Here is a 26,522-nt window from a genome sequence, read left to right as displayed (position 1 = left end):
TTTGATGAATTTCGCATATAGGCGCGGTCTAGCGATAGCTCTCAATCAATGCGCGGTTGGGCAATCCTTCGACGGCGCCCCACCGACGGCGAAATGTTCGGCGCACAGCCAAGTTTCAAGGCGTGAAACGCCGTTGGAATCGACGGTGAACGGATCGTCCGGCACGTCCGCCACCCGCTTGGTGGGCTCGATCCCGTCGGCGGTTTCCGGCGGAGCGTCGACCAGCCGCTCGGAATTGGTCGCGATCTCCGCCAGAAGTCGGCGATCGGTGGGACCTCGGTCAGCCGGTCGGGCKCCGGCATACTTCAGTACATCGTCCTTGACCGCATCKGTCGGCAGCAACCGCCAACTCACGCTTTCCACGGGAGCGCTCTCGGCGGCCTCCTGCCCCGCCGCCATCGCGAGCGGCGTCGCCTTGGCGCTGAGCTCCGTGGAGTTGCCGTCAACATAGACCGCATCGGGCGTGACGCCGGCGGGCGGAGCGGGCAGCAGGATCGCGTTCAGGCTGGGCTTGGTGTCGGGCCCGGCCTCGATCACGTTGTTGACGAGGGTGGCGTGCGTCGCCTCGTCGGATTCCGTTTCGTAGAAATGGATCGCGTTCTGGCCTGGATTGACGATGTAGTTGTTGGCCACATAGGCCGACGCGCCCTTACCCATCACGGGGTTGCGAAACATGTTGCTGGCCAGCAGGTTGCCGGTGACCTCGACCAGCCCGACATTGGTGCCCACCAGCAGTCCCATCGAATGCTGCCCCTTCGGATGGCCCGCGTTGTTCAGGGCTTCCGACACGATGCTGTGCCGGATCGTGACGTTGTGGGTGGTTTCGTACCAGGTGCTCAGGGCCTCATCGACCGACCAGCTGGCGCTCACGTTCTCCAGGCGAACCTCGAACGACTGCTGATCCAGCGGCGAAGCGCGATTGCCGTCGATGCTGATGGCGTCGCGGTTGTCGTTGATCGCGGGCGTGTCGCCGGGGCCGGCGCGGACGGCGATGTGCTGGATCACGACGTCGTGGGTCCGCACGCGCAGCGAGGCGCCCCAGAGGCTGATCCCGGGCGAGGGGGCGGTCTGGCCGGCGATGGTCAGGAAGGGCTTTTGCAGCTTCAGGTCGCTGGCCAGCTTGATCGCGCCGCCCACGTCGAAAACGATCACCCGCGGTCCCTGGACGGCGACCGCGTCCCGCAGCGAGCCGGGACCGCTGTCGTCCAGATTGGTGACGTGGATGACCTGGGAGCCCTCGACCAGGCCGCCCTTGGTGGTGGAGCCCGCCACGAGCGGCCCGGGCTCCTGTCGCGCCAGGGCCGGCGGCGCGGCGGCCAAACAGAGGGTCGTGGCGATCAGGGCGGCGTGGGCGCCGCCACGCTTCAAGCGGTACTGTGACATCGACCTCACCTTGAGGTTGGATCAAGCGTCTTCAAGGACCTAAGCGTGCCAATGAATCCGGCGCTATTTATGGCCCGGTGACGCTCGCGAGCGCTCGGTGATCAGGCATCGATGTTCGCGGGCGCCTGCTTTTTGGCCTTGAAACCGGCCAGCAGCGGCATGACCTCGTCCTTGATCTCCAGGACGAATTTGCGGCCGATGGCGAACAGGGCGACGGCGTAGAGGACGCCGCCCGCGGCGACCATCAGCAGCATGCGCGGCAGGGGATGGAAGCCCGTCAGCAGGTGTTCGCGCATCAGGTACAGCACGCCGGCCATGACGGTGGCGGCCAGGAAGGTCGGGAACACGGCCTGCATGGCCTTCATGAAGTCCACGTCGATCGCCTTGTGCAGGAAGGCAAGGGCGAACGGAATGGCGATATAGGCCCGCACGCTGTAGCCGAACGCCACGGCCGTCGCGCCCCAATGCACGGTGGCCAGGGCCAGGGCGACGTTGATGCCCAGGTTCAGCACGCTGTTCCAGAACACGAACCGGGTGCGCCCCACGGCCACCAGGGCCGGGTGGGTGAAGGCCAGGATGGTCGAGGCCGCGCCGCCGATCGCCAGCATGGACATGATCTGGCCGGTGCTGGCCCATTTCTCGCCGAAGAACAGGGTGGTGAAGTCCGGCGCGATCATCGCGGTGCCAAAATAGACCGGGAAGGCCAGGAGGCCGCAGGACTTGATGATCCGCAGATAGGCGTTGGCCAGGTTCCCGCGTTCGTTGGCGCGCGACAGGGCCGTCAGGGCGGTGGCCTGCAACGGCGCCACCACGACGTCGTTGATCATGGTCACGGTGCGCGATCCGACCCGGTAGAGACCGACGCCGACCGTGTTGGAGAAGATGCCGATGACGATTTCGGCCGTCTTCAGGTTCAGCTTGCCGACGATCGCCGAGCTGCCCAGGTGGGCGCCGTACGACATCAGCGACTTGGCCTCGCTCTTGGAGAACGTCATGGATGGCGACCATTTGACCGTGGTCCAGAGCGTGACGGCCTGGATGGTGGAACTGGCCAGGCGGCTGCCGACCAGCGCCCAGACGCCGAAGCCGCTGACGGCCATGGCCACGCCCACGACACCGCCGCCCAGCGTGCCCACCAAGGTCCGGTTGGCCAGGGCGCGATAGCCGAACGAGCGCTGCAGGTTGGCTTCGTGGACCGAGCTGAGCGACTCGATCACGAAGGTCAGGGACAGGGCCGCGATGACGGCCATGATCTGCGGGCCGTAGAACATGCCGAGCACCGGACCGATGGCCGCGCTGACGATCAGCGCCAGCAGGGCCGAGCAGGCGATGTTCAGCCAGAAGGCGGTCGAGGCGGTCCTCTGGTCCCATGTCTCGCCACGGATCAGGGCCTGGGGAATGCCGGACAGCGCCAGGGCGCGCGACAGGTCGATGAAGATCGCCGCGAAGGCCACCAGGCCGAAATCGGCCGGGCCCAGGAACCGCGCGATCACCGCGAACACCACGAAGCTCATGGCGTTGGACGAGCCGCGCCCGACGACGACCCAGAGCGAACCGGTGATGAACTGCTTCTTCAGGTTCATTGGGCTGTCTTCTTCACTATGGACCAGCCGTGGAGCTGGTTTACTGCGGCGTTCTGGTGGTGGGGGCCGTCGCCCGCCGCCTTACCGGGCGGCGGCGCTCGACCATGATTTTACTCAGCCTTGGTCGGCGGCGCGAGCACGGCCTCGAACCCGTCGATCATGCGGGTCAGGGTGAACTTCCGCACGACGATGGCCTGGGCCGTGGTCGAAAGCTGCGCGCGTAGCGCCTGGTCGGCGGCGACCGAATCCAGGGCCTGGGTCCAGGCGTCGATTTCGCCCAGCGGCGGCAGGAGGGCTCCGACCTCGCCGGTGTCCTCGTCGGCCACGGTCTCACGCTGTTCGGGGATATCGCTGACGATGATCGGCAGGCCCTGGTGCATGGCCTCAAGGACGGCGTTGCTCTGCCCCTCGTAGAGCGAGCTCTGGACGAAGGCGTCGGCCGCGGCCAGCAGGTTGCGCACCGCCGCGCGTCCCAGGGCTCCCAAGAATATGATGCGATCGCTGACGCCCAGTTCGGCGGCCTGGGCCACGAGGCTGGGCTGCAGGGCGCCGTCGCCGGCGATGACCAGCACGCCTTCGCGTGTCCGGGCGAAGGCGTTCAGGAGGAACGCGTAGTTCTTCTGCGCCTTCATCCGGCCGATGGCGGCGAACAGGAACTTGTCCGCCGGGAGGCCAAGGGCTTCGCGCGCGGCCTTCTTGTCCAGCGGCGAAGGCGTCCACTCGATGCCGTTGTGGACCACCGACAGCTTGCGCTTGTAGGCCTCGGGATAGCCGGCGAACGACGCCTTGACGGCGTTCGACACGCAGATGATCCGCTCATAGACCGGCGAGGCGCCCAGGATCTTGTCGGCGATCCGCATCACCTTGCCGAAGGTGTTGCCCGGGGCCCGCTGGGACGCGACGCGCAGGGGAACGCCGGCGATCGCCGCCGCCAGCAGGCCGAACACGTTGCCCAGCGGCAGGAAGCCGACGACGGCGTCGGGCTTGGCCTTGCGCAGGTCGCCGCACAGCCGAAAGAACACCGAGACATATTCCAGCGGCGACAGCTTGGGCTTGCGCACCAGGATGCGGATGCCGGGCTCGTCGGCGTGGATGCTGTCTTCCTCGTAGAGGAACCAGACCTCCATGTCGTGGCCGCGCGCGCGCATCTGCCGGGCCAGGCGCAGAAGCGCTTCCTGAGCGCCGGCGGCGTTCATGAAGGAGATGACGCCGACGAGCTTTCTGGGTTTCGTGGTCACTGTAAGGCTCAAATCCAAAAGGCGTCTTTGATGATGTCGACGGTAGCCGCGCCCAGTTCCGGAGGCTGCGCCTCGTTGCGGATCAGCGCGCATTCATGGACGGTTGCCAGCGCGCCAGGCAGCTTGTGGAGCGCGTATCCCTCATTCAGGCCGGTTCGGAAGAAAGTCAGGATGTCGGCGGCGTACTCTCCCGCCCGAGCCAGGACTTCCGGCGCCAGCGGCGCCCCGGCGGGCGCCGTCGTGCGGACGATCTGGACGATGTCGAAGTCCAGGCAGTAGGGGACTTTCTCGATGAACGGCTTGCGCTGCATCAGCTTCCAGCTGCGGGCATAGAGACCGTCATGGGCTTTGTAGGGCAGGCGCCCCTCGGCGTAGTTCACCCAGTGCAGGTGCACGATGCCGCCGACGTCGCCCGCATCGGGGTCGTGGCGCAGGCGATAGAGTTGGCGGAAGCAAAACTGGATCAGGTCGCTCTTGTAGGTGCGCAGCAGGCCGGTCCGGCCGTCGACCAACGCATCGCAGGCGGCCAGCACGTCGGCTGTCGCCGGCACGCCGCGCGCGGCGCACAGGTCAGGCGCGATCCGCCAGAGGGATTTGATGATCGAGGGCGCGCCGCCGACCCAGTGGCTGACCCGCCACGAATGGTGGGTGTATTTCCAGGGCCAGCGCGGCAGCAGGGTCGCGGGGTCGATGAGGAGGTCCCAGCGCCAGTCCTGGCTCTGGACAAAGGCCTTGGCCGCCGCGCCGTGCCGTGTCTCGGCCAGGTTCAGCGTGGCGAGGGCATAGGCCGTCAGGTGGACGTTCAGCGACGGCGCTTCGCGGGCCGGGGTCCCTGCCAGGCGGCAGGAGGCCAGGAGGGCGATGTATTGCTCGAAGGCCGCGGCGTTCTCGAAGGCCGGGAGGCCCATCAGATGTCGCGAATAGGCGATGTCGCACGCAGCGAGCACAGCCTCTTCGCCGCCCTGCAGGGTCTTGCCCTGCGCCGCTTTGACGTAGTCGAGGATCAGGTCGCGAAGGTTACTCATGCGGCACGTCTCTTCTTGGGTTTGATGCGGCGGACCAGGGACTTGGCGCCGTGGCTGGCGTTCAGCATCCAGCCCGGCGCATGCGCCATGGTCGTCAGCAGCGCGTAGGTCACCGGCGCCTGGCGGATATTGAAGCCCTGGTACAGGTCCGGATCCAGGCGATGGCCCGCCCGCCAGGCCTCGCGGGCATGGCTGTAGATCTCCCAGTTGATCAGGCGCTTGATCCGCTTGCCGACCGCGGCGTCGTAGGACGAGGTCAGATCGGCTAGCGTGCCGCACAGATAGGGGCGCTGGTTGGTGTTGGTCACCTTGGTGACCATGTTGACGGAATCGCGATGGTAGGTCGCGGTCTCCACCGAGCTGCACAGGGCGTCGCCGACGGTCAGCAGGCGCAGCCACATGTCCTTGTCGCCGCCGCGATTGCATTTGCCGGCGGGAAACAGGCCCGCCGCGATCAGCGAGGAACGGCGCGCCACGACGGCCGACGTCCACATCGGGCTCTGGCCGATCTTCAGCCAGGCGTCGATGAAGCCGGCGAAGTCCAGGCGCTGGACGCCGTCAGGGCAGAACTCGGCGAAGCCGCTGGCGCTGACGACCCGGTCGCCGTAGTCGCGGTTGTAGGCGGTGAACAGGCAACTGACCCCGTCGTCCGCCAGGTCGATGAGCCGGCGAACCTCGGCGCACGCCTCCGGCGTCCAGGAATCGTCGGCGTCGAGGAAGGCGATCCATTCCGAGGCAGCCGCCTCGATGCCCGCGTTGCGGGCCGCGTAGCCGCCGGGGCCGGGGGCGTCGCGCTTGATGACCTTGATGCGCGGATCCTGGATCGCCGCCACCTTGGCCAGGCCGTCGTCGGTCGACGCGTCGTCCACGATGATGATCTCATCGGKGGGCAAGGTCTGGCTGAGGATGGAGTGCATGGCGCGATCGATATGCGGCGCCTTGTTGTACAGGGGGACGACGACGGCGATCGTCTTCGATGGGTCGGTCACGGGCGCCTCGTCGAGATCGCTAGGGCGGCTGAGGCCCGCCGCGCCGGCACGACGGCGGAGGCGCGCAGCGGGCTGCTATAGGCGTAGATCAGGGTGACGATGACCCAGGCGACATCGCTGTGCTTGAAGGCCACGCTTTCGGAGAAATTGTTCACCAGGAACAGGAAGAACAGGGCGAAGAAGCCGGCCCAGACCTTGCGATCGGGATCGGACATCAATTTCCGGATCAGCCGCTGGGCGGTCAGGACGACGAACGCCATCAGCAGGAGGACGCCCGGAATGCCCAGGTTGGCGCGCGCGTTCAGGAACCCGCTGTGCGCGTGGTTCGGAATGCCCTCCCAGTATTTGAGGTAGGGCGACAGGTCCCAGATCGCGCCGGCCGTCGTGAAGAAGGCGCCGTAGCCGGCGCCCCAGATCGGGTATTTCTCGTCGATGATGGCGCTGACGCCGCGCCACAGCGTCTTGCGGCCGGAGAAGGTCGCGTCGCGGCCGATCGACGCCAGGATGGCGTCGGAACCGTAGGTGACCGCCAGCATCAGCACCGCTCCGGCCAGCAGGAAGAGCGTCAGCCGCAGACCGGAAGAGATGCGCTTGTTGCGCAGCCAATTCATCATCGGGACGATGCCGATCATGGACGCCACGATCAGGTAGTTGGTCTTGGACTGCGCCATCAGCAGGAGGAACATGTAGATCGCGATCGTCGCCAGACGCATCAGGTTCTGGCCCTTGGTCAGCGGGATCATGAAACCCGCCGAGATGATGGCGATCGAAGCGACTCGGCCCAGTTCGTTCTTGTGCCCGTAGACGCCCTTCCAGCTTCCCCCGAGGGCGGCGCCGGTATGGATGCCGTATTTTGGGAAGATCGCGACGTAGAACAGGCTGGCCACGCCCCCGATGAACAGCGCCAGCACCAGGCGTCGAAGGAGCTCTTCGGGCGGCATCGCGCTGACCAAGTAGAGGACGAAGGCGCCGGTCAACATGTAGGCGCCTGCGCGCCGGAATGTCGTCGCGGGGTMGACGCTCCAGAGCGTCGAAACCATGGGCAGCAGGAATATCGCCAACAGAAACAGATTGTTGGCCAGGATACGCCGCGAGAAGGCGCCTCTGTAGAACACAAGGCCGAGCGCGATGAGGTAGGTGGCCGTGGTCACCACGAGCCGCAGCGGGTTCACATCGGAATAGTCCGCCGATTTGGAGCCAAAAAGGTCATAGAAGAACGGGTTGAAAGCCCCGGCCAGCACCATCAGGGACACGACCGAGAAGATGTATTCCCATCTGACCTTGAAGCCGCCCTGCTCGGCGTGTGCTTGCCCGATCATCGCTCGAGCACCTTCAGATAGCCCGAGGTCGAGGCGGCCACGCTGAAGCTCTTGGCGTAGTCGACGCCCGAGGCGCGCCCGCCCTTCAGGGTCGTGACGATCGCTTCGGCCAGGGCCTCGGGATCTTCCACCGGCACCATCAGACCGTGCCGACCGCCCTCGAGAATCTCATCGGGGCCGCTGGGGCAGTCGGTCGAGACAACGGGCGCGCCACAGGCCATCGCCTCCAGCAGCACGGTGGGCAGGCCTTCCCAGCGCGAGCTGAGCACGAAGACGCTGGCGCGCGACATCATCGCATAGGGGTTGGCGACGAAGCCGATCAACGACACATGGTCGGTCAGGTCCAGGTCCTCGACCAAGGCCTGCAACTGCGGCCGCAGATCGCCTTCGCCCATGATGATCAGCCGGCAATCGGTCGTGCGTCGCACAATCCGCAGGGCGTGCAACAGGACGTCGAAACCCTTCTGCTCGTGCAGTCGACCCGCGGCGATCAGCACCGGCGGTTGCCCCGGTTGCAGCCAGGGATGGTCGACGGGCGCGGCGGCAGCGTCCGACATCGACTGGTCGTAGACYGGATTGTAGACGCAGAGCACGCGGCCGCTCTTCAGGCGGCTGAACGCCTCGACATCCGTCGCCACGCCCTTGGAAACACCGATCACGTCGTCGGCGAACGGGTAGAGGAAGGGCACGAGGCGATAGATCAACCGACCGCGCAGCCCCTTGGCCTTGGCGGCCTTGAGGCTGATCTGATTGTGCTCGGCGACCGCCACCCGGGTGGGGACCCGCGCCAGCAGCTTGGCGATCAGGATGGCGATGTTGATGTGCGTCAAGGCCGACAGGACCGCAMGGGGGCGCTCGCGCCGCAGGTAGCGGACCATGGCCGGAATGGCCTTGAAGACGTTCGACTTGTTCAGATCGATGACCCGCGCCTCGGCGGGGATCAGGTCCTGGTACTTGCCCTTGGCGCTGACCAAGACGAGATCGACGTCTCGGCCAGCATCGACCATGCCTCGCACGAGGTTCAGCGACACGCGTTCGGCGCCGCCGCCACGCAGGTCGTGAAGCAGGACGGCGAGCCGGTGCGAACCGGGCGCGGTCGAAGGCGGCGTCTTGTCCAGCACTAGCCGTTGACCTCGGCGTTGGCGGAGCGGGCCGGCGGCGGGCCGGCGGTCAGCATCAGATAGATGGCGTGAGGATTGGTGACGAAGTACCGCCAAGCCAGACGCCCGGGCTCCTGCAGCATCCGCCATGCCCATTCCAGACCCATGGATTGAGCCCAGTCGGGCGCACGACGCGCTTCGCCGGCCAGGAAGGCGTAGAGGCCGCCGCAGGTCTTCAGCCAGCCTACGCCGGCCAGGCGCTCACGGTTCTCGACGGACCACCTTTCCTGCAGGGGCTTGCCCAGGCCGACCCACAGGACGTCCGTGCCGGCCGCGACGATCTCGGCGCAGACCTCGGCGTCTTCCTCGCGCTTGAAATAGCCGTTGCGGCGGCCGGACAGGCGCAGGGAGGGATAGAGCGCGCGGATCGCCTCGTACGCGCCCAGATTCTGGGCTTCGGAGCCGCCCAGGATGTAGAAGCTCAGGTCGGCCTTCATGGCGGCTTTGGCCGCATCATGGAAGAAGTCGGTGGTGGCGATGCGCTCGGGGAGGCGTTTGCGGCCCGGCAGGCGCGAGGCGAACACCACCGACATCCCGTCGGCGTGCACGAAATCGGCCGTGTTCATCACTTCGGCGAAGCTGGGGTCCGCGCCGGCGAGCGACACGCCCTGGCCGTTGGACGAGAAGGCCAGCTTCGGCGTGCTGGGCGCGCCGGCTTTCCGGTCGGCGCGCGCGGCCAGGCAGTCCGCCACCATGCGATCGGCGAACTGGGCGGCGGTGGCGATCACGGTGTTGAAGCCGCCGATAGGAACGGTGTCGAGAGGCGCTTGCGGGGCAGGCGTCCGGGCGTTCGTCGGCATACTGTCTCTCACCCTCAATACTGCGGCCAGCGACCTGTCGCGCCGTGCCGGGCGTTCCAGGCAGGCGGTCTGCCTGCATGATCGGCGTGAAACCTCGCCGCGACCTGAAGGTCGCCCACGGCGTCCACGCCCGCCCATTCCTGATTGTTGCGTCGCTGGGGTGAATATGTTCACCGCCCTGCGACAACGTTTCCCACCCTTTATCCTTGCCTTATGACGCTGGTAAGGCAGGCCACAAAGCGAAAAATCCCAAAGCGCCCATCAATATGCGCAAAGCCTAAGATCCTTCCACCGCAAGTCGCKACCTAAGCTTGACGCTGATGGCGACTTGGAAAGCTTCTGGTTGCTTCAGAAACTTCTTTAGCGTCGAGGCGCCGTCGCGTGGCTGACGACGATGATGGTCGAAACGTCATGGGGAGCCCACGGAAACTCAGTCGAGCCGCGAGGACGGCGCCGGGATGACTTGCGCGGCGTGAAACCGGACACTCAAGGTCCGGCCAGCGGGATGGCGGCGTTGACCGCCGTGTCGACCGCCGATCCCGTGAGCGCGCCCGGCAAGGGCTCGGCGCCGTCGCAGGTTTGCTTCCATCGCGTGGTCGTGGGGCTGACTACGCTGACCTCGGCGCCGTTGGCGATGAAACTGCGTCGACCCTGCCAGTGACGTTTGACGATGACGTATCGCCCGCAGATCGTCCGTTCCTGGGACGTCGTGCTCAGCGCTTGATCGGCGAACACGAGCACGGCGCCGGGGTGGCGGTTTTGCAGCGAGCGTTCCGCCGAGCCCATGATCGCCTGGGTGACCGCGTCGCCCAGGGGGGCGGCCTCGGCGACCGGCGCGGGCATAGGGTCTGAGGCGGTCGAGGACGGCCGATCGCATCCCGCCAGCATCAATAACAGGACGGCGCATCCTAGGCGGGTTCGCTGGGCCATGAATCTTTCCAGTGAGAAGCCGTTCCGGTCTCGTAAACAAGCTTAGCAATAAGAATGCACGCGACGGAATTTGAAACTGACATACGACGGTTACAAATTAAGTCCGCCGCGCTCTTTAGCGTCGTGCCCGGGGATGAATTCTGAAAAGGGGCTTCGAAATGGGCCGCGTCGGCTATCGCGGGTAGTCATGCTGATCTAAGGAGATGAAATCGCCGGGGGCGATCCAACCCAGGAGTCGGCATGAGCGACAGCGTCTCGAACGCAATCCCCGCTGCGGTTCATGGGCGGCAAAGGGTGCTGTTCCTGGACGGATGGCGGGGGGCCGCGATCCTGAGTGTCTTTGTCGGGCACTACTTCGGCATTCCCGGCATTCAGATCGCGCGGTTCGGCGTTGAGCTGTTCTTCGTCCTCAGCGGTCGGCTGATGGCCGAGATTCTGTTCGTGGAACGCTTCCCGCTGGCGGAATTCTTCAAACGTCGCGTGGCGCGGATCTGGCCGGCGATGTTCGTCTTCGTGTTGGCCTCGGCCTTGCTCTTCGGCCTGACGGGACTGTTGCGGGTGGACCTGCTGCACATCGTGGCCGCCCTGACCTTCACGATCAATTACCTGGGCGCGCCCGACCTTCGGCTGCCGATCTACGACCATATCTGGTCCTTGTGCGTGGAGGAGTGGGCCTACGTCCTGCTGGGCGTCGTGGCCGTCTTCGCGCGGCGGGGGCGCTGGGACGTCAAATGGCTGATCGCCGCCCTGGCGATCGCCTGCGCCGTCAACGGCGCGGTCCAGACGATGCTGGGCGGTTCCTACTACGAGGTCTACTGGCGCACCGACGTGCGGGTGGCTTCGATCTTCATCGGGGCGGCGGTCTATCTGCATCTGCGGGCCAGGGCGACGCCAGCCTGGCTGCCGGTGGCGATGGGTCTGCTGGGCCTGTTGCTGAGCACTGCGCCAGTGCCCGACATCGTGAAATATACGGGCGGCACCCTGTGCCTGGCGATCTCCGTCGTGACCCTGCCCTCCGCTCACCGCCTCGTCCTGGCGGTGCTCGAACATCCGCTGATCGTGCGGATCGGCCTCTGGTCGTTCTCGCTCTATCTTTGGCAGCAGCCGTTCTACAAGCTGCGCGACCACTATCCGAAGCTGGCGATGCTCGGCCTCGCGATCGTCTTCGGTCTCGCCAGCTTCTATCTTGTTGAGCAGCCGGCGCGCCGCTGGATCAACACCCTGTCGCGATCGCGGAAAGCGGCCGCCCTGGCGCGCGAGGTCAGCTAGGCGCCCAGCAGGTCGAGATAGGCGCGTGTCGCGACCTGGGTGCTGAACGATTTGGCCCGCTCGATCCCCGCGCCGCGCTTGTGGCTCAGGGCCGCCAGAATGCCCGCCGCCAGGGTTTCGGGATCATCGATCGGCACCAGCAGGCCATGGCGTCCCTTTTCGAGGATCTCGCTGGGACCGCTGGGGCAATCGGTGGCGACGACGGGAACTCCACAGGCGAGGGCTTCGAGCAGGACGAGGGAGAAGCCCTCGGAGCGTGAACTCATGGCGAAGACCGAGGCGCGCGACATCATCGCATAGGGATTGCCGACGAAGCCCGTCAGCGAGACGTCGTCGGTGATCGAGAGTTCGCGGGCGAGCGCCTCGAGTCTCGGCCGCTCCGCGCCTTCGCCCATGATGATGAGCTTGCAGGGCGTGGTTTCGCGGACCTTCGCGAACGCACGCATCAGAAGGTCGAACCCCTTCTGCGGATGCAGGCGTCCCGCCCCGAGGATCACGGGGATTCCGCCCGGCTGCATCCAGGGGTGATCGACGGGCGCCTGCGCGGCCGTGGCCAGGCCGTCGCTGTAGACCGGATTGTAGATGCAACGCACCGGGCTCCGGCGCAGGCGGGCGAACCTGGAGACGTCGTCGGCGGTGCCTTGCGAGACGGCGATCACGGCGTCCGCCAAGCGGTAGATGAAGGGAACCGAGCCGTACAGCAACCGGCTACGCGGTCGCTTGAGCGCGGCGGCCTTGTCGCTGATCTGGCTGTGCTCGGTGACAGCGACGCGCGTGGGGCCTCCGGCCAGGGTCTTGGCGACCAGGGCGACGACGTTGACGTGGGTCAGGCTGGACAGCAGCGCCTTGGGCCGCTCGCGACGCAGATAACCCACCAAGCTCGGCACGGCGCGAAAGACGTTCGGCTGGTCCAGGTCGATCAACCGCACGCCGGCTGGGATCTGGTCCATGTATTCGCCCTGGGCGCGGACCAGCACCAGGTCCACCTGCCGACCGGCGTCGATCATGCCCTTCGCGAGATTGAGCGCCACGCGCTCGGCGCCGCCGCCGCGCAGGTCGTGGATCAAGATGGCGATGCGTTGCGACGGAGCGACGGGGCGGGCCGCGGCGTGAAGCGCAGCGCCGGCGGCGAAGAGTCCGAAGGCCTTGCCTCGCGTCCGTTCCGAGATCTCGGTCGAAGTCAAAACGTCTCCATTCGCGGTCGCGCGCGCTGTCCGGCGTCCCCCGCGAGGCCGCGTGGTCGGTCCGTCGATGCTGTGAGCGCGCCGCGTCTCTTGCCCCCAAGCGGAGCGGCGAAATTTCTGTTTCCCACCTAGAAAACGGGATTCTTCTTATCGTCCGTCCCCGACCCCCATGGTCCGAAGACCATAGGGTCTAACGCATCTTCCTTACAGCAAAGCTTACGCGGCGCACTGTCGCACCCTCCGTGCGCGAACGGTTTCGCGCAGCAAAAAGGCCCGGCGTCGCCGCCGGGCCTTTCCGTTTGTCGCTGGACCTGACTGCTAGGCGGCGGCCTTCGTCTTGACGCCGAAGCGGCTGTAGAAGGTCTCGCCCTTGGCGGCCATGTCGCGCAGCAGCTGCGGCGGGGCGAAGCGCGCGCCGTACTTCTGGGCCAGGGCGTCGCAGGCCTCGACGAACTTGGCCACGCCCACGCCGTCGATCAGGCTGACCGGGCCGCCGGTCCAGGGCGCGAAGCCCCAGCCCAGGATGGCGCCGACGTCGGCCTCGCGCGGATCGGTGATGACGCCTTCCTCGAAGCAGCGGGCGGCTTCCACGGCCTGGCGGTAGAGGAGCCGGGTGCGGATTTCCTCGATGCCGGCCTTGTCGACCTCGGCGATCTTGGTCGGCGCCAGCTGGGCCAAGCCCGGCCACAGGGTCTTGGGGCCGTTCTCCGGATAGTCGTAGAAGCCCTTGCCGTTCTTCCGGCCGTAGCGGCCCTCGCCCTCGACCATCTTCTCGATGATCGTGGTGAAGGGGCGCTCCTCGTACTTGTCGCCGAGGTCCTTCTTGGTCTGCTGGGCGATCTTGTAGGAGAGGTCCAGCGCGACGTCGTCGTGCATTTCCAGCGGACCGCGCGGCATGCCGGTGGCCCGGCCGACATTGTCGATGATGGCCGGGGCGTAGCCGTCGGCCAGCAGCTCCATGCCTTCCTGCACGAAGGTGCCGAAGCAGCGCGACGTGTAGAAGCCGCGGCTGTCGTTGACGACGATCGGGGTCTTCTTGATCTTCAGGACGTAGTCGATCGACTTGGCCAGGGCTTCCTGGCTGGTCTCCTCGCCCATGATGATCTCGACCAGGCCCATCTTGTCGACCGGCGAGAAGAAGTGGATGCCGATGAACGAGGCCGGACGGACCGAGGCCTTGGCCAGGCCGGTGATCGGCAGGGTCGAGGTGTTGGAGCCGAAGATCGCGGTGTCGGCCAGCTGGGCTTCGGCCAGCTTGGTGACCGACGCCTTGACGTCGCGGTTCTCGAACACGGCCTCGACGACCAGGTCGCTGCCCTTGACGTTGGCGTAGTCGGCGGTCGGGTGGATCAGGGCCAGGATGGCGTCGCCCTTCTCCTGGGTCAGCTTGCCGCGCGAGACGGCCTTCTTGACCAGGCCTTCGGCGTAGCCCTTGCCCTTGTCGGCGGCTTCCTGCGACTGGTCGATCAGCACGGTCTCGATGCCGGCCATGGCTTGGACATAGGCGATGCCCGCGCCCATCATGCCGGCGCCCAGCACGGCCACCTTCTTGACGTCGTAGTGCGGCACGCCGGCCGGACGGCCCGAGCCCTTGCCCAGTTCCTGCAGGGACAGGAACAGGGTGCGGATCATGCCCTTGGCCTGGGGCGACATCATCGTCTTGAGGAAGTAGCGGGTCTCGATCCGCAGGGCGGCGTCGAACGGCACCTGCGTGCCCTCATAGACCGCCTTCATGATGTTCAGCTGGGCGGGATAATTGCCGTAGGTCTGCTTGCGCAGCATGGCGTTGCCCATGATGAACACCTGGCTGCCGCCGGCCGTGTAGGGGCCGCCGCCGGGGAGCTTGAACTCCTTCTTGTCCCACGGCGCGACGGGGTCGCCCTTGGTCTTGATCCAGGTCTTGGCGGCCTCGACCTCGGTCCCGGCCGGCACGACCTCGTGCACGACCTTGTTGGCCAGGGCCTCGGCCGGCTTCATCGACTTGCCTTCCAGCAGGTACGGCGCGGCGGCCATCACGCCCATCAGGCGCGGCAGGCGCTGGGTGCCGCCGGCGCCCGGCAGCAGGCCGACCTTGGCTTCCGGCAGGGCCAGCTGGATCTTCGGATTGTCGGCCACCACGCGGTAGTGGCAGGCCAGGGTGATCTCCAGCCCGCCGCCCATGGCCAGGCCGTTGATGGCCGCGGCCACCGGCTTGCCGCAGGTTTCCAGGGCGCGGAACGCCTTGTTCAGGGCGAAGCCGGCCTCGAAGGCGGCCTTCAGGCCCTCTTCGCCCGCCGCGCCGCCGCCCAGCCCGCCCGCGCCGCCCAGTTCGCCCAGGTCGGCGCCGGCGCAGAAGCCAKTGGTCTTGCCCGAGGTGATCACCGCGCCCTTGATGGCGGCGTCGGACTTGATGGTCTCGACCACCTCGCCGACTTCCTTGATCACCGAGGCGGTCAGGGTGTTCATCGTGCGGCCGGGCACGTCGAAGGTGACCAGGGCGATGCCGTCGCTATCGACGTCGATCTTGAAGTTTTCCATGTCTCTAGTTCCTGGATCTTAGACGCGTTCGATGACCGTGGCGGTGCCCATGCCGGCGCCGACGCACAGGGTGATCAGGGCGGTTTCCTTGTCCGAGCGCTCCAGCTCGTCGACCATGGTGCCCAGGATCATCGCGCCGGTGGCGCCCAGCGGGTGGCCCATGGCGATGGCGCCGCCGTTGACGTTCATCTTGTCGTGCGGGATGTCCAGCGCCTGCATCATGCGCAGGACGACGGCGGCGAAGGCCTCGTTCAGCTCGTAGAGGTCGATGTCCTTGACCTCCATCTTCAGCTTCTTGAGCAGCTTCTCGGTGACCAGCGACGGGCCGGTCAGCATGATCGAGGGCTCGCTGCCGATCGAGGCCGCGCCCTTGATGCGGGCGCGGGCCTTCAGGCCCAGGGCCTCGCCCATTTCCTTGGTGCCGATCAGCACGCCGGCGGCGCCGTCGACGATGCCCGAGCTGTTGCCGGCGTGGTGCACGTGGTTCATGCGCTCGACCTGCGGGTAACGCTGGACGGCCACCGCGTCGAAGGCCATCTCGCCCATGCCCGTGAACGACGGGTTCAGCGAGGCCAGGGTCTGCATGGTGGTGGCGCCGCGCACGGTCTCGTCATGGTCCAGGATGGTCAGGCCCAGCTGGTCCTTCACGCCGATCACCGATTTCTTGAAGCGGCCGTCGGCCCAGGCGGCCGCCGCGCGCTTCTGGCTTTCCACGGCGTAGGCGTCGACATCGTCGCGCGAGAAGCCGTAGAGGGTGGCGATCAGGTCGGCCGACACGCCTTGCGGCATGAAGTAGGTCTTGAACGCCGAGGACGGGTCCGTCGGCCAGGCGCCGCCGTCGCTGCCCATGGGCACGCGGCTCATGCTCTCGACGCCGCCGCCGATGGTCAGTTGGGCTTCACCGGAAGCGACCTTGGCCGCGGCCATGTTCACGGCTTCCAGGCCCGAGGCGCAGAAGCGGTTGATCTGCACGCCGGCGACGCTCTCGGCGTAGTCGGCGGTCAGGACGGCGGTGCGGGCGATGTCGCTGCCCTGCTCGCCCACGGGGGCGACGCAGCCCAGGACGACGTCGTCGACCTTGGACGTGTCCAGGCCGTTGCGGTCGCGCAGGTTTTCCAGAACCTGGGTGGCCAGGGACAGGGCCGTGATCTCGTGCAGAGATCCGTCCTTCTTGCCCTTGCCGCGCGGCGTGCGCACGGCGTCGAAGATATAAGCGTCGGCCATTGTATGGCTCCTTCCTGCGTAGGCTTGGATGGTTCGTTAACCAAAAAGGCGTCTGATTCCGGGGGATTGGAGATCAGGACGATGACGGCAGCTGAGCGCTCGGCGAACGCGGCCCACCCGGCKGTGAGCGACTTCATCGCGCGCGGCTATCATGTGTTCGGCGGCGGCGTGGACCCGKCGGCGGCGAGCGCCCTGCTGGCCAAGATCCGCGCGCTGCGGACGTTCGATGCGGACCTCTTCCTGTCGGAAGCCGAGTTCGACGCCGACCCGCAATATATAGGGGTGAACCCCGCGCCCGGCAGGAACCTGCTGGAGCGTTTCGAGGACGACCTGGCCTTCGTCGAGAAGGATCCCGCCATCGTCGAGGCCGTGACGGCCCTGCTGGGCGACGACTACGAGATTCTGCTCAAGAAACTGATCTGCGGCGTGCCGGCCAGCGTCGTGCCCGACTGGCTGAAGGCCCGCATCGCCGGCAACCCGGTCAACAACCTGGGCGCCTATGTGCGGCCGCCGTTCCGCGACATCACCTATTTCTACGGCATCGACTTCCACCAGGACCTGATCGACTACAAGGACCGGGAAGCCGACTTCCTGACGCTGTACATCTATCTGCACGACGTGGGGACGCACGACGCCCCGCTGTTCCTGCTGGAGGACAGCCACAAGCTGGGCGGGACGCTGTTCCCGCACGACCTGACCAAGAACGCCGCCAAAAACGGGGAGACCGGCTGGCTGTACCGCGACGGGCGCGGCCACGAGGTCCAGACCCGCCAGCACCTGCTGACCGGCAAGACCGGCTACGCGGCCATGTGGCACGCCTGCACCCTGCACGGCACCCAGCCGGACGCGGCCGACAACGAGCGACTCTCCCTGCGCTACCTGATCGCTCGCAAGCCGGGCGTCGCCGCCCCGGGCATGGACGCGGTCAACGCCACCCTGCTGGGCCCGCTCAGCCTGGAGGCCACGCGCAAGGACCTGGACGCGCGCGGCGCGGCCCAGATCAAGGCGAACAGCGTCAACAAGGCTTAGGCCCAGGCTCATTCCCTATTTCCAGGTCCCGATGGGCGACTTGGCGATCGGCGCGCAGGCCAGGCCGCGGGCCGTGGCCTTGGCGCTGTAGGTGACGCGCTGGCCGAACTCGGGTGCGGGCAGGTAGCAGGCCTTGAAGCCGGGCGTGGTCACCTGCAGCGACCAGTCGGCCACCTTCGAGCGCAGCAGGTTGTTGCACTGGTCGACATTGGCCTTCAGCGGCAGCTCGAAATCGCCGGGGAATTTCGCGCCGGGTTTCTTGCCCACCAGCTTGCCCGAGAAGAACAACGGACGCGGACCGGAGGCGCGCACGCAGACGACCGCCGAGCGGTTGTCTGCGCCTGGCGCGGCCGGGGCGGCGGCGTGCTGGGCGGGCGGCGGTTGCGGCGGCGGCGCGACGATCAACGGCATCAGCGGGTCTCCTTGCAGGTCAGCGGGCCCAGGAAGCTCTTGCGGTAGATGAAGGTCAGGCGCTCGCCCGGCTTCAGCGGTCGGGTGGGGCGGCAGATCGTCTCGCCGTGATGCTGGCCGCCGCCGACCGACTGGCCGCCGCGGATCACCAGCTGGGGCTTGGCCAGGGTCATGCCGTCGACGTCGGCGCAACCGGTCTGGCCGGCGTCCACGGCCGGGAACGCGGTCTCGGCCAGGGGTTCGCGATAGTTGAGGCTGGTGCCTTCCAGCTTGGCCGAGGTCAGCTTGGAGCGGCCGTCGCGCACCAGTCCGGACACGGCCGTATCGGTCGCGTTGGTCAGGCACAGGACGACGGCGGCTTCGATCAGCATGCCTAGAGCGTCCTCGCGATCAGCAGCTTCATGATCTCGTTGGTGCCGCCGTAGATGCGCTGCACGCGGCTGTCGCGGTACATCCGGGCGATCGGATATTCGTTCATGAAGCCGAAGCCGCCGAACAGCTGCAGGCAGCGGTCGACGATCTTGTTCTCCAGGTCGCTGACCCAGTACTTGGCCATCGAGGCGGTGGCGGCGTCCAGCTTGCCGGCCAGGTGCTGCTCGATGCAGTGGTTGACGAAGACGCGGGCGACGGTGCCCTCGGTCTTGCATTCGGCCAGCACGAACTGGGTGTTCTGGAAGTCGAGGATCGCCTTGCCGAACGCCTTGCGCTCCTTGACGTAGGCGATGGTCAGCTCCAGGGCCCGCTCGATAGTGGCGATGCCCTGGACGGCGATGTTCAGCCGCTCCTGCGGCAGCTGGCCCATCAGCTGGAAGAAGCCCTGGCCCTCGTCGGTGCCCAGCAGGTTCTCGGTCGGGATCTTCACCTCGTTGAAGAACAGCTCCGAGGTGTCCTGGGCCTCCTGGCCCAGCTTGTCGAGGTTGCGGCCGCGCTCGAAGCCTTCCGCCCCGTCGGTCTCGACCACCAGCAGCGAGGTTCCGCGCGCCCCGGCGGTCGCGTCGGTCTTGGCCACCACGATGATCAGGTTGGCGGTCTGGCCGTTGGTGATGAAGGTCTTGGAGCCGTTGATGACGTACTGGTTGCCGACCTTCTTGGCCGTGGTCTTGATGGCCTGCAGGTCCGAACCGGCGCCCGGCTCGGTCATGGCGATGGCCGCCACCAGCTCGCCGGTGGCCAGGCGCGGCAGCCAGCGCTGCTTCTGCTCCTCGGTGCCGTAGTGGGTGATGTACGGCATGACGATGGCGTTGTGCAGGCTGATGCCGAAGCCGTCGACGCCCTTGCGGCCCAGCTGCTCCATCAGCACGACCTCGTGGCGATAGTCGCCGCCGGCCCCGCCGTATTGCTCGGGCGTGGAGAGGCCGAGCAGCCCGGCCTCTCCCGCCTTGGTCCACATATCGCGGTCGACGCAGTGGTTCTTGCGCCATTTCGCGACGGTCGTTTCAGAAGCGTGCTCGTCGAAGAACTTGCCGACCGCGTCCTCGAAGATCGCGATGTCCTCTTCGGCCATGAAGGCCGGCTTTTCGACGTTGAGCACGCTCATGATCAGAAGGCCTCCGCGGGCAGCGCCATCAGGGTCGCCGAACCGGTCTTCAGCTTGGCCAGATGCGCCCCTGCGTCAGGCAAGATGCGCTCGATGAAAAATTTCGCCGTGACGATCTTGGTCGTGAAGAACGGATCGGTCGAGCCGGCGGCGATCTTGGCGTTGGCCGCCTTGACCATCAGGGCCCACATGTAGGCCAGGCCCGTCAGGCCGAAGAGGTGCATGTAGTCGGTCGAGGCCGCGCCGGCGTTGTCGGGGTTCTGCAGGCCGTTCTGCATCAGCCACATGGTGCCGTCCTGCAGCTGGGCCTTCACCCCGGCCAGGGCGTCGACGAACGGCTTCAGCTCGGCGTCGCCGTCGTTCTCGCCGATGAACTGGTCGATCTCCTGGAAGAAGGTCATCACGCCGCGGCCGCCCTTGGACGCCAGCTTGCGGCCGACCAGGTCCAGCGCCTGGACGCCGTTGGTGCCCTCGTAGATCAGGGCGATGCGGACGTCGCGCAGGTACTGGCTGGCCGGGAAGTGCTCGGTGAAGCCGCTGCCGCCGTGCACCTGCATGGCGTCCGAGCAGATCTGGAAGCCCTTGTCGGTCAGGTAGCCTTTCAGCACCGGCGTCATCAGGCCCATATAGTCCTCGGCCTTGGTGCGCACGGCCTCGTCCGGATGGTGGTGGGCGAGGTCGCCGTGCAGGGCGGTCCAGAACAGGAAGGCGCGGCCGCCCTCGATCAGGGCCTTGCTCTGCAGCAGCATGCGGCGCACGTCCGGATGGACCAGGATCGGGTCGGCCGGGCCGTCGGGGTTCTTCGGGCCGGTCAGCGAGCGGCCCTGCAGGCGGTCCTTGGCGAAGGCGGCGGCGGCCTGGTAGGCGGCCTCGGCCTGGGCGATGCCCTGGAGACCGACGCCCAGGCGGGCCTCGTTCATCATCACGAACATCAGCTTCAGGCCGCTGTTCTCCTCGCCGATCAGATGGCCGACGGCGTCGTCATACTGCATCACGCAGGTGGCGTTGCCGTGGATGCCCATCTTCTCCTCGAGGCCGACGCACTTGACGCCCTCGTTGCGCTCGCCGACCGAGCCGTCGGCCTTGGGGAAGAACTTCGGCACGATGAACAGGCTGATGCCCTTCACGCCGGCCGGAGCGCCCTCGATGCGGGCCAGCACCAGGTGGACGATGTTGTCCGACATGTCGTGCTCGCCGGCGCTGATCCAGATCTTCTGGCCGGTGATCTTGTAGGTGCCGTCCGCCTGCGGGACGGCCTTGGTGCGCAGCAGGCCCAGGTCCGTGCCGCAGTGCGGCTCGGTCAAGTTCATGGTGCCGGTCCACTCGCCCGAGATCATCTTGGGCAGGTAGGTCTCTTTCTGCTCGTCGGTGCCGCCGGTGTGGATGGCCGAATAGGCGCCGTGGGCCAGGCCCGGATACATCGAGAAGGCCATGTTGGCCGAGCTCGACATCTCGCTGAAGGCCAGGTTGACGACGTGGGGCAGGCCCTGGCCGCCATAGGTCGGGTCCGAGCCCAGGCCCGTCCAGCCGCCTTCGCACAGCTGCTTGTAGGCCTCCTTGAAGCCGTCCGGCGTCTTGACCGTGAAGTCGCTGTTCCAGACGCAGCCCTGCTTGTCGCCCACGTGATTGAGCGGGGCCAGGACCTCGCCGGTGAACTGGGCGGCGGCCTCGAGGATCTGCTCGACGGTCTCGAACGGCGCGTCGGCGAAGCCCGGCAGGTTGCCGTGCTGATCGATGTTGAGCACGTCGCGCAGGATGAAGGCGTGTTCGCGAACGGGCGGCTGGTAGGTCATGAAACGGTCCTGGTCAGTCAGATCGGCGGTGGCGGATCAGCGGGGGAGGAGAGAGGTGGCTCCGCGTCTTGCTCCGGTCTTGGAGGAAGAACGCGGAATCTTGTCTACTTGCCCATTGCCGCATCGCCGTGACCGTCCAGCCGGGCGCGCAGCACCTGGTCGTAGTCGGCCGCGCGGGGCAGCAGGTCGGGGCGGATCTCGGCCAGGCGCCGCTCGAGGCGGGCGCAGGCTTCGCGCAGTTCGATCAGGGCGCCGTCGATGTCCTCGCGCTGCTGCTCCAGCGCGGTGGCGCGCTCGCGGAACTTCTTCAGCGACCGGGCCATCTGGGCCGCGCCGTCGTCGTTCTCGTCGTAGAGGTCCAGCAGTTCGCGGATTTCCGACAGCGACAGGCCCACGCGCTTGCCGCGCAGGATCAGCTGCAGGCGGACGCGGTCCTTGTGGGAATAGACGCGGTTGAGGCCCTCGCGGGCCGGGGTCAGCAGGCCCTTGTCCTCATAGAAGCGCAGCGCGCGAGGCGTGGCTTTGAACTCGTTGCACAGCTGACGGATTGTAAAGGTGCGCTCTGGGCGTCGCAGGTCTGCCAACATTCGAACCCTCCCTGGGCAGGCCCGACTTCTGCGGCCGAGCCGGTTGGTTATCGTCGATCACCATATGCCCGCGACATTCTGTCGTCAACGTTTACGTAAACGTCAACTTGGCCTTAGGGCGATAGGTTTACTTTCCTAGAGTTGAGGCATATTTTCCGGGATCACGGCGAGGAGGCCCAAGCCATGTCGTCTCTGTCGCATACCGAGATCTGGACCGCGATCGACGCTCTGGCCGAGCGTTTCGACATGAGCCCGTCGGCCATGGCCAAGATGGCGGGCCTGGATCCCACCGCGTTCAACCGCTCCAAGCGCGGCGAGGGCGACTCCCGCCCGCGCTGGCCCTCGACCGAGAGCCTGGCCAAGGTGCTGGAGGCGACGGGGGTCGGCTTTTCGGAATTCGCGGCCCTGACCGAGCGCGCGCCGCGACCCAGCCCGCGCGTCGTGCCGCTGATCGGCTTCGCCCAGGCCGGGGCCGAGGGCCTGTTCGACGAGTCCGGGGCGCCGACCGGGGCCGGCTGGGACGAGATCGATTTTCCGGGTCTGGGGGACGAGGGCGTCTACGCCCTGGAGATCACCGGCGAGGCCCTGGCGCCGGTCTATCGCGACGGCGACCGCCTGCTGGTCTCGCCGTCGGTCGAGCCGCGCCGGGGCGACCGGGTGGTGGTCCGGACCAACGGCGGGGACTTGCTGATCAAGGAGCTGGCGCGGATCACGGCCCGCAGCGTCGAGCTGGCTTGCCTGGGCGGCGACGGCCGGGTCCAGGCGCTGGACCTGGCCGAGGTGGTGTGGATCGCCCGGATCCTGTGGGCCAGCCAGTAGGCCCCAGGATCTCAGATCAGGTGCGCGGGCAGCTGGCGTGCTTGCTTTGCAGCCAGGCGGTCAGATCGCCTTCCCACGGGGCGTCGCAGGAGATGTCGACGCGATAGGACTTCCAGTTGTCGTTGTGGGCGGCTTCGACGTGCGCGGCGGGGAACTGGGCGGCCAGTTCGCCGAGCAACGAGTCGAATTCCGAGCGGTCCGAAGGGCGAAGGGTGAAGCAAGCCATGAGACTAACCTTGGTTTTGACGCAACCAGACTAGACTCCAAATTGCGGACAGACCCTTAACCGACAATTTAACTCTTGTTCATCTATCGGGGCATGGTGTCGCAGGCCCCGATCAGCCTTGGGCTCAGCGCTTCAAGTCCAGGGCGCCGTTGGCGTGCCAGGCCCAGGCGTGGTCGATGATCTGGTCCAGGTCGTAGCGGGGGCTCCAGCCCAGGCGGTCGCGCGCCTTGGTGTTGTCGGCCACCAGGCTGGGCGCGTCGCCGTCGCGGCGTGGCGCGGGCTCCAGGGGGAAGGGGCGGTTGGAGCGCCGCTCGATAGCCCCGACCAGTTCGCGCACCGTGGTGCCCGTGCCGGTGCCCAGGTTGAAGACCTCGCTGCCCTTGCCGTCCAGCAGCCACTTCAAGGCCAGCACATGGGCGTCCGCCAGGTCGAGAATGTGGATGTAGTCGCGCACGCAGGTGCCGTCGCGGGTGTCGTAGTCCTCGCCGAACAGCATGAACTTGTCCCGCTCGCCGCGGGCGGCGGCGATGGCCAGCGGGATGGCGTGGGTCTCGGGTTCGTGCTTCTCGCCGATCCGCCCTTCCGGGTCCGCGCCGGCGGCGTTGAAGTAGCGCAGGGCCACCGAGCGGAAGCCCTTGTAGCGGTCGAGGTCCTGCAGGATCTGCTCGACCATCAGCTTGCTGCGCCCGTAGGGGTTCAGCGGCGCCTGGGGATGCTTCTCGTCCATCGGCACATAGACCGGCGCGCCGTAGGTGGCGCAGGTCGAGGAGAACACCAGCTTGTCGATCCCGGCCCGACGAGCGGCCTCGATCAGGGTCAGGGTCCCGCCGACATTGTTCTCGTAGAACGCGCCCGGCTCGGCGACCGAGAAGCCCACCTCGATGAAGGCGGCGAAGTGGATCACCGCGACAGGCTTGTGCTTGGCCAGGACCGCGTCCAGCCGCGCCGCGTCGCGGATGTCGCCCACTTCCAGCGGACCCCACTGGACGAACGACTCCCAGCCGTTCGACAGGTTGTCGTAGACGACGGGGGTGTAGCCGGCCTCGGCGAGGCGGAGGCAGGTGTGCGAGCCGATGTATCCGGCGCCGCCCGCAACGAGAATGGTGTCGCCCAAGTCCCTTATTCCCCCGATCAGCTCAGCCCAGCGGGTGGACGCTGGCGCGGTCGTCGTCAACGCCGAACCGGGAGCGCGCGGGCGCTCCTGTCCGGTTCGCTCGTCCGGCGGGCGTCAGCCGGCCAGCTTTTCCTCGATCAGCGCCGTCGTCCTGTCCAGGCCGAAGATCGCCGCGAACGAGCCGAAGCGCGGCCCCTGGCTCTGGCCCAGCAGCACTTCGTACAGGGCCTGGAACCAGGCGCGCAGCGGGTCGAAGCCGTGGTCCTTGCCGACCGCGAACACCTCGTTCTGGATCAACTCGGCGTCCTGGCAGTCGGCCGGCAGGGCCTTCAGGCGGGCCAGCAGGTCGACGATCGCCGCGCGTTCCTTGTCGTCGGGCGCCCGGAACGCCTTCGTCGGCTTCACGAAGTCGTCGTAGTAGTTGATCGCGTAGCCGGCCAGGCGGTCCAGCAGCGGCTGGCTCTCGGGCGTGGCGCCCGGGATGTAGCGCGACAGGAAGCCCCACAGGATCGCCTTGTCCGAGGCGTTGGCGGCCGAGACCAGGTTCAGCATCAGGCTGAACGACACCGGCGAGCCGTACTGCGGCGGGCGGCCCGAATGGACGTGCCAGACGGGGTTGTCCAGCTGCTTGACCGGCTCCTGGCGCGGATAGGCGTCCAGCTGCTGCAGGTACTCGTCCGTCGCCTTGGGGATGACGTCGAAATAGAGCTTCTTGGCGCTCTTGGGGCTCTGGAACATGTAGTACGACAGGCTCTCCGGCGCGCCGTAGCGCAGCCAGTCTTCCATCGACAGGCCGTTGCCCTTGGACTTGGAGATCTTCTGCGAGTTCTCGTCGAGGAAGAGCTCGTAGTTGAAGCCCTCGGGCGGCACGCCGCCCAACGCCTTGCAGATCTGGGCGCTGGCCTTGACCGAGTCGATCAGGTCCTTGCCGCTCATCTCGTAGTCGACGCCCAGGGCCGTCCAGCGCATGGCCCAGTCGGGCTTCCACTGCATCTTCACGTGGCCGCCGGTCACCGGGACCTCGACCTTGGAGCCGTCCTCGTCCTCGAAGACGATCGTGCCCTTGTCGACGTTGCGCTCCAGGGTCGGGACCTGCAGCACCTTGCCCGTCGAGGGGCTGATCGGCAGGAACGGCGAATAGGTGGCGCGGCGCTCTTCGCCCAGCGTCGGCAGCATCACCTTCTGGATGGCGTCGAAGCGCTCCAGGGCCGTCAGCAGGGTCGCGTCGAACAGGCCGCCCTTGTAGCACTCGGTCGAGGAGACGAACTCGTACTCGAAGCCGAAGCCGTCCAGGAAGGCGCGCAGGCGGGCGTTGTTGTGGGCGCCGAAGCTGTCGTGGGTGCCGAACGGGTCGCGGACCACGGTCAGCGGCTTGCCCAGGTCCTCGATCAGCGGCTGCTTGTTCTCGATGTTGTCGGGAACCTTGCGCAGGCCGTCCATGTCGTCGCTGAAGGCGATCAGGCGCGTGGGGATGGCGTCGTCGGTCAGGGCGCGGAAGGCGCTGCGCACCATGGTCGTGCGCGCCACCTCGCCGAAGGTGCCCAGGTGCGGCAGGCCCGACGGACCGTAGCCGGTCTCCAGAATCACCGGTTTGGMCAGGGCCGGAAAGGTCTTCACGGCCTCGTCGGTCTTGCCGCTGTTGATCAGCGTGGAGGCGAGGTCGCGTTCGGCGTCGGTCAGACGCAGGCGCAGGATGCGGGCGAGCAGGGCGCGCGCCTGCTCGAACGGCCAGGCGCGAGCGTCGCGGGCGAGGGGGGAGAGGCCTTCAAACATGCCGCGCGGTATAGGGGGAAGTGGCGGCGGTGGCTAGGTTTTGGGTGAGGTTGGGGTGGTGAAGTGGGGCGGAGGGCGGCTTTCGGCCCAGAGCGGATGTTGAAGAACGTCCACCGAACCCCTCTCTCTTAGAGAGAGGGAGGGGCCCATGGCGAAGCCATGGGAGGGTGAGTGGTTACACTCTCACCGAATGAAGCGCGGTCGTTCGGCAGGCCTTCGTCTGTTCGCCAAGATTCACGACGGCTAGGCATGGCGTGCTACCTCTGACGCCTCGAAAACGAGGTCGAACGTCTTGGGGTTTGCCGGCCGGCGGTGAAACCACTCACCCTCCCACCGCTTCGCGGCGGGCCCCTCCCTCTCTCTAAGAGAGAGGGGATTTAGGGGGATCGAGCCGCCTCTATCCCCGCGAACGCCGCCAAGAACCCCAACAATCCCAACGCCCTGCAGAAAAAGCAGCGTCACGAACGCGCCAGGGTTTGAACCGCCCACATACTGAACCCGTCACCATCACGGGGAGGGCTCTTGGTACCGGCCCAAGCAGGCGATGGGGATGGAACCGAGCGGGGCCGAGCCGGCCTGGCGATCGGATCGTTGCGGGAAGCGGGGCTCAGA

The 26,522-nt window shown here is 66.9% G+C and carries 23 protein-coding genes; 3 read left to right on the top strand and 20 right to left on the bottom strand.

The window, feature by feature from the left end:
- Nucleotides 1-45 precede the first annotated feature (45 nt).
- The 9 genes from AC1U89_RS16075 to AC1U89_RS16035 form a co-directional block, all read right to left on the bottom strand.
- Nucleotides 46-1,383 carry a hypothetical protein gene (locus tag AC1U89_RS16075; RefSeq protein ID WP_479900694.1) on the bottom strand — a complete coding sequence of 446 codons (1,338 nt, stop codon included), beginning with the start codon at nucleotides 1,381-1,383 and terminating at the stop codon, nucleotides 46-48.
- A gap of 101 nt (nucleotides 1,384-1,484) precedes the next feature.
- Nucleotides 1,485-2,966 carry a lipopolysaccharide biosynthesis protein gene (locus tag AC1U89_RS16070; protein WP_479900693.1) on the bottom strand — a complete coding sequence of 494 codons (1,482 nt, stop codon included), beginning with the start codon at nucleotides 2,964-2,966 and terminating at the stop codon, nucleotides 1,485-1,487.
- A gap of 110 nt (nucleotides 2,967-3,076) precedes the next feature.
- Nucleotides 3,077-4,162 carry a glycosyltransferase family 4 protein gene (locus AC1U89_RS16065; protein WP_479900692.1) on the bottom strand — a complete coding sequence of 362 codons (1,086 nt, stop codon included), beginning with the start codon at nucleotides 4,160-4,162 and terminating at the stop codon, nucleotides 3,077-3,079.
- Between the two features lie 50 nt (nucleotides 4,163-4,212).
- Nucleotides 4,213-5,229: a hypothetical protein gene (locus tag AC1U89_RS16060; protein ID WP_479900691.1), complete on the bottom strand. Its 1,017-nt coding sequence runs from the start codon at nucleotides 5,227-5,229 to the stop codon at nucleotides 4,213-4,215.
- Complete coding sequence (locus AC1U89_RS16055; protein ID WP_479900690.1) at nucleotides 5,226-6,218, bottom strand: glycosyltransferase; 993 nt, start codon at nucleotides 6,216-6,218, stop codon at nucleotides 5,226-5,228. The genes AC1U89_RS16060 and AC1U89_RS16055 overlap by 4 nt, the downstream gene beginning before the upstream one ends.
- Nucleotides 6,215-7,537 (bottom strand): O-antigen ligase family protein, encoded by a 1,323-nt coding sequence (locus tag AC1U89_RS16050; protein ID WP_479900689.1) that lies wholly within the window; start codon nucleotides 7,535-7,537, stop codon nucleotides 6,215-6,217. Before AC1U89_RS16050 ends, AC1U89_RS16055 begins: the two co-directional genes overlap by 4 nt.
- On the bottom strand, nucleotides 7,534-8,658 hold the full coding sequence (locus tag AC1U89_RS16045; RefSeq protein WP_479900688.1) for a glycosyltransferase: 1,125 nt from the start codon (nucleotides 8,656-8,658) through the stop codon (nucleotides 7,534-7,536). Before AC1U89_RS16045 ends, AC1U89_RS16050 begins: the two co-directional genes overlap by 4 nt.
- Nucleotides 8,658-9,497 carry a WecB/TagA/CpsF family glycosyltransferase gene (locus AC1U89_RS16040; RefSeq protein WP_479900687.1) on the bottom strand — a complete coding sequence of 280 codons (840 nt, stop codon included), beginning with the start codon at nucleotides 9,495-9,497 and terminating at the stop codon, nucleotides 8,658-8,660. The genes AC1U89_RS16045 and AC1U89_RS16040 overlap by 1 nt, the downstream gene beginning before the upstream one ends.
- A 486-nt stretch (nucleotides 9,498-9,983) precedes the next feature.
- The gene (locus AC1U89_RS16035; RefSeq protein WP_479900686.1) at nucleotides 9,984-10,427 is read right to left on the bottom strand and encodes a hypothetical protein; all 444 of its coding nucleotides are present in this window, start codon (nucleotides 10,425-10,427) and stop codon (nucleotides 9,984-9,986) included.
- Nucleotides 10,428-10,667: 240 nt separating this feature from the next.
- On the opposite strand from AC1U89_RS16035, the gene AC1U89_RS16030 reads away from it, so the two are divergent.
- Nucleotides 10,668-11,696, top strand: coding sequence for an acyltransferase family protein (locus AC1U89_RS16030; protein ID WP_479900685.1), 1,029 nt, complete (start codon nucleotides 10,668-10,670; stop codon nucleotides 11,694-11,696).
- Here the strand turns inward: AC1U89_RS16030 and AC1U89_RS16025 are convergent.
- The 3 genes from AC1U89_RS16025 to AC1U89_RS16015 form a co-directional block, all read right to left on the bottom strand.
- Nucleotides 11,693-12,880, bottom strand: a complete 1,188-nt coding sequence (locus tag AC1U89_RS16025; RefSeq protein ID WP_479900684.1) for a glycosyltransferase — start codon at nucleotides 12,878-12,880, stop codon at nucleotides 11,693-11,695. The genes AC1U89_RS16030 and AC1U89_RS16025 overlap by 4 nt on opposite strands.
- Nucleotides 12,881-13,198: 318 nt before the next feature.
- Nucleotides 13,199-15,397, bottom strand: a complete 2,199-nt coding sequence (locus AC1U89_RS16020) for a 3-hydroxyacyl-CoA dehydrogenase NAD-binding domain-containing protein (protein WP_479900683.1) — start codon at nucleotides 15,395-15,397, stop codon at nucleotides 13,199-13,201.
- 18 nt (nucleotides 15,398-15,415) lie between these two features.
- Entirely contained in the window at nucleotides 15,416-16,621 is a 1,206-nt protein-coding gene (locus AC1U89_RS16015; RefSeq protein ID WP_029910610.1) for an acetyl-CoA C-acetyltransferase, read from the bottom strand.
- Between the two features lie 81 nt (nucleotides 16,622-16,702).
- On the opposite strand from AC1U89_RS16015, the gene AC1U89_RS16010 reads away from it, so the two are divergent.
- A complete protein-coding gene (locus tag AC1U89_RS16010) occupies nucleotides 16,703-17,650 on the top strand; it encodes a phytanoyl-CoA dioxygenase family protein (RefSeq protein WP_479900682.1) in 948 nt (315 codons plus the stop codon).
- A 15-nt stretch (nucleotides 17,651-17,665) separates the two neighbouring features.
- Here the strand turns inward: AC1U89_RS16010 and AC1U89_RS16005 are convergent, their stop codons facing one another.
- The 5 genes from AC1U89_RS16005 to AC1U89_RS15985 all read right to left on the bottom strand — a co-directional run bounded on the left by AC1U89_RS16005 (nucleotide 17,666) and on the right by AC1U89_RS15985 (nucleotide 21,975).
- Nucleotides 17,666-18,061, bottom strand: a complete 396-nt coding sequence (locus tag AC1U89_RS16005; protein WP_479900681.1) for a hypothetical protein — start codon at nucleotides 18,059-18,061, stop codon at nucleotides 17,666-17,668.
- Nucleotides 18,061-18,432, bottom strand: a complete 372-nt coding sequence (locus AC1U89_RS16000; RefSeq protein ID WP_479900680.1) for a hypothetical protein — start codon at nucleotides 18,430-18,432, stop codon at nucleotides 18,061-18,063. The genes AC1U89_RS16005 and AC1U89_RS16000 overlap by 1 nt, the downstream gene beginning before the upstream one ends.
- 2 nt (nucleotides 18,433-18,434) lie before the next feature.
- The gene (locus AC1U89_RS15995) at nucleotides 18,435-19,598 is read right to left on the bottom strand and encodes an acyl-CoA dehydrogenase family protein (protein WP_479900679.1); all 1,164 of its coding nucleotides are present in this window, start codon (nucleotides 19,596-19,598) and stop codon (nucleotides 18,435-18,437) included.
- A gap of 2 nt (nucleotides 19,599-19,600) precedes the next feature.
- The gene (locus tag AC1U89_RS15990) at nucleotides 19,601-21,391 is read right to left on the bottom strand and encodes an acyl-CoA dehydrogenase C-terminal domain-containing protein (RefSeq protein ID WP_479900678.1); all 1,791 of its coding nucleotides are present in this window, start codon (nucleotides 21,389-21,391) and stop codon (nucleotides 19,601-19,603) included.
- A 104-nt stretch (nucleotides 21,392-21,495) separates the two neighbouring features.
- Nucleotides 21,496-21,975: a MerR family transcriptional regulator gene (locus AC1U89_RS15985; protein ID WP_035018330.1), complete on the bottom strand. Its 480-nt coding sequence runs from the start codon at nucleotides 21,973-21,975 to the stop codon at nucleotides 21,496-21,498.
- 186 nt (nucleotides 21,976-22,161) lie between these two features.
- Here AC1U89_RS15985 and AC1U89_RS15980 point away from each other — a divergent pair, with 186 nt between their 5' ends.
- Nucleotides 22,162-22,797, top strand: a complete 636-nt coding sequence (locus tag AC1U89_RS15980) for a S24 family peptidase (RefSeq protein WP_479900677.1) — start codon at nucleotides 22,162-22,164, stop codon at nucleotides 22,795-22,797.
- Nucleotides 22,798-22,813: 16 nt separating this feature from the next.
- On the opposite strand, the gene AC1U89_RS15975 is transcribed toward AC1U89_RS15980, so the two are convergent.
- The 3 genes from AC1U89_RS15975 to AC1U89_RS15965 all read right to left on the bottom strand — a co-directional run bounded on the left by AC1U89_RS15975 (nucleotide 22,814) and on the right by AC1U89_RS15965 (nucleotide 25,910).
- A complete protein-coding gene (locus AC1U89_RS15975) occupies nucleotides 22,814-23,023 on the bottom strand; it encodes a hypothetical protein (protein WP_029910636.1) in 210 nt (69 codons plus the stop codon).
- A gap of 124 nt (nucleotides 23,024-23,147) precedes the next feature.
- Entirely contained in the window at nucleotides 23,148-24,137 is a 990-nt protein-coding gene (gene galE / locus AC1U89_RS15970) for a UDP-glucose 4-epimerase GalE (protein WP_479900676.1), read from the bottom strand.
- Between the two features lie 114 nt (nucleotides 24,138-24,251).
- Nucleotides 24,252-25,910 (bottom strand): lysine--tRNA ligase, encoded by a 1,659-nt coding sequence (locus tag AC1U89_RS15965; RefSeq protein WP_479900675.1) that lies wholly within the window; start codon nucleotides 25,908-25,910, stop codon nucleotides 24,252-24,254.
- Nucleotides 25,911-26,522 lie beyond the last annotated feature (612 nt).

The sequence above is a fragment of the Caulobacter sp. 05T431 genome, assembly GCF_056665975.1.
This window is presented reverse-complemented; position numbering and strand designations above follow the sequence as displayed.

Excerpts from the sequence above, each read along its gene's own strand:
- AC1U89_RS15995 (WP_479900679.1), bottom strand. The coding sequence starts at position 19,598 with ATGAGCGTGCTCAACGTCGAAAAGCCGGCCTTCATGGCCGAAGAGGAC.
- AC1U89_RS16070 (WP_479900693.1), bottom strand. The coding sequence starts at position 2,966 with ATGAACCTGAAGAAGCAGTTCATCACCGGTTCGCTCTGGGTCGTCGTC.
- AC1U89_RS16040 (WP_479900687.1), bottom strand. The coding sequence starts at position 9,497 with ATGCCGACGAACGCCCGGACGCCTGCCCCGCAAGCGCCTCTCGACACC.
- AC1U89_RS16030 (WP_479900685.1), top strand. The coding sequence starts at position 10,668 with ATGAGCGACAGCGTCTCGAACGCAATCCCCGCTGCGGTTCATGGGCGG.
- AC1U89_RS15990 (WP_479900678.1), bottom strand. The coding sequence starts at position 21,391 with ATGACCTACCAGCCGCCCGTTCGCGAACACGCCTTCATCCTGCGCGAC.
- AC1U89_RS16060 (WP_479900691.1), bottom strand. The coding sequence starts at position 5,229 with ATGAGTAACCTTCGCGACCTGATCCTCGACTACGTCAAAGCGGCGCAG.
- AC1U89_RS16035 (WP_479900686.1), bottom strand. The coding sequence starts at position 10,427 with ATGGCCCAGCGAACCCGCCTAGGATGCGCCGTCCTGTTATTGATGCTG.
- AC1U89_RS15980 (WP_479900677.1), top strand. The coding sequence starts at position 22,162 with ATGTCGTCTCTGTCGCATACCGAGATCTGGACCGCGATCGACGCTCTG.
- AC1U89_RS15975 (WP_029910636.1), bottom strand. The coding sequence starts at position 23,023 with ATGGCTTGCTTCACCCTTCGCCCTTCGGACCGCTCGGAATTCGACTCG.
- AC1U89_RS16015 (WP_029910610.1), bottom strand. The coding sequence starts at position 16,621 with ATGGCCGACGCTTATATCTTCGACGCCGTGCGCACGCCGCGCGGCAAG.
- AC1U89_RS16065 (WP_479900692.1), bottom strand. The coding sequence starts at position 4,162 with ATGAACGCCGCCGGCGCTCAGGAAGCGCTTCTGCGCCTGGCCCGGCAG.
- AC1U89_RS16000 (WP_479900680.1), bottom strand. The coding sequence starts at position 18,432 with ATGCTGATCGAAGCCGCCGTCGTCCTGTGCCTGACCAACGCGACCGAT.
- AC1U89_RS16005 (WP_479900681.1), bottom strand. The coding sequence starts at position 18,061 with ATGCCGTTGATCGTCGCGCCGCCGCCGCAACCGCCGCCCGCCCAGCAC.